This is a genomic window from Ornithinibacter sp. (assembly GCF_035443565.1).
In the GTDB taxonomy this organism is placed as follows: Bacteria; Actinomycetota; Actinomycetes; order Actinomycetales; family Dermatophilaceae; genus Fodinibacter.
The window spans coordinates 47,660-49,352 of the sequence record NZ_DAORSO010000004.1 but is presented as its reverse complement, the minus strand read 5'-3'; the positions used below and the strand labels follow the sequence as shown (position 1 = coordinate 49,352).

2 protein-coding genes are annotated in these 1,693 nt (G+C 70.5%); both read right to left on the bottom strand.

Translation table 11 applies throughout. From position 1 onward, the window contains the following. Window positions 1-789, bottom strand: a complete 789-nt coding sequence (locus tag PLL68_RS01295) for a DUF1206 domain-containing protein (protein ID WP_324530905.1) — start codon at window positions 787-789, stop codon at window positions 1-3. Between the two features lie 89 nt (window positions 790-878). Continuing rightward, a complete protein-coding gene (locus tag PLL68_RS01290) occupies window positions 879-1,673 on the bottom strand; it encodes an HAD family hydrolase (RefSeq protein WP_324530903.1) in 795 nt (264 codons plus the stop codon). Window positions 1,674-1,693: the final 20 nt, after the last annotated feature.

Sequence of the window (1,693 nt, the reverse complement as noted above, 5' to 3'; positions counted from 1 at the left end):
TCAGAGGCGGGCGTACCGGGCGCGGGCGAAGGAGTAGACGCCGTACGACGCGATCCCCGCGGCCACCAGCGTGAGCAGGTACGGACCGAAGGCGAGGTCGCGGATCGTCGTCAGGGCCCCGTCGAGCCCGGCCGCCTCCTCGGAGTCGGCGTGCCAGGCCGCGAGCAGGAACAGCAGTCCGACGACGAAGAGCGCACACCCCTTGGCGACGTACCCGAGTCGTCCGGCCGTCACGGCCCAGTCGCCGGGGTGTTCCTGGAGGTCCTCGAGGAACTTCTTGGACCACCCCTTGTAGACGTGGTACCCGGCGACCCCGAGCACGACGAGACCCACGAGACCGACGATGTAGCGACCACCCGGCATCCCCATGACCTGCGCGGTGACGTCGTCGGTCTTCGCCTCGTCGGAGTTCGACGCACCGCGCGCGATCGCGAACGAGGACCAGGCGAAGCTCGTGTACATCACGGCCTTGGCGGCCGACTTGATGCGGTCGCTGGTCTCGCCGCCCACGATCGCTGCCGCCGCCAGCGCCACGGCCAGCATGAGGAAGCCGAGGACCGCGAAGCCGAGCATCAGCGGGCCGCCACCGCTGCTCGCGACGGTCTTCAGGGCTCCGGAGGTGTCGGCGTCACCGGAGCCGCCGCCGATGCCCCACGCGAGCTTGAGGGCGATCCAGCCGATGATGAAGTGGATGACGCCCGACATGGCGTACCCGATGCGCGCACCCTTCTCGACGACGGGGTGGTCGCCGGCCTTGCGCGCGGCGCTGCTGACCTCGGTGCTGTCCATCCGCTCACCATGACATCAGCGCGGGTGCCGTGGCGCGCTACGTGCGCGCGAGTTCGGCTCGCGCTCGTGGCGGCGCCAGAGCGGTGAGGTCAGAGCAGTGAGGTCAGCACGTCGACGAGACCGTCGTCGTCGACGTCACCCGTCACCTCGTCGGCGACCGCCTTGACCTCGTCCGGGGCGTTGCCCATGGCCACCCCGCGAGCCGCCCAGCGCAGCATCTCGAAGTCGTTGCGCTGGTCTCCGACAGCGACGGTGTACTGCGGCTCGATGGCCAGCCAGCGCCGGATGACCTCGAGCGCCGCCCCCTTGGAGACCCCCTCCGGGGTGATGTCGAGCCACGCGCTCCAGCCGACGGCGTACTCGACCCCGTGCAGGCCGATGCGTGCCGTGCGCTCGATGAACTCCTCGCTCGTCGCACTGGGGTCACGCAGCGTCACGCGGGTGACCGGCGTCGACATCAGCTCGTCGAAGGTCACGACCTCGGGGATGCCGTCCAGCTCACCGTCGGGGAACGGCGCGCTCACCTTGAAGCCCACGCCGAGTTCCTCGACCGCGACCAGCGCCGAGGGGAAGTGTTCGCGCAGGGCGGTCAGGGCCGGCGCCGGGTCGAAGGTGACCGACTCGACGACCTCGTACCCGGCATCCGACGTCGGGTCCAGCCGCAGGGTGATGGCGCCGTTGGCGCACACCGCGTACCCGGTGGTCAGGCCGAGTCGGTCGAGGATCGGCAGGGTGCCGATGATCCCCCGCCCGGTGGCGATGGTGACGTGGTGGCCGGCATCCGCGACGGCGGTCACGGCATCGCGGACCGCGGGCGACAGGGCACCTTCGTGGTTCACGGTCGTGCCGTCGATGTCGAGGGCGATCAGGTGTGGAGTACTCATTGCGCGCCACGCTACCGGGG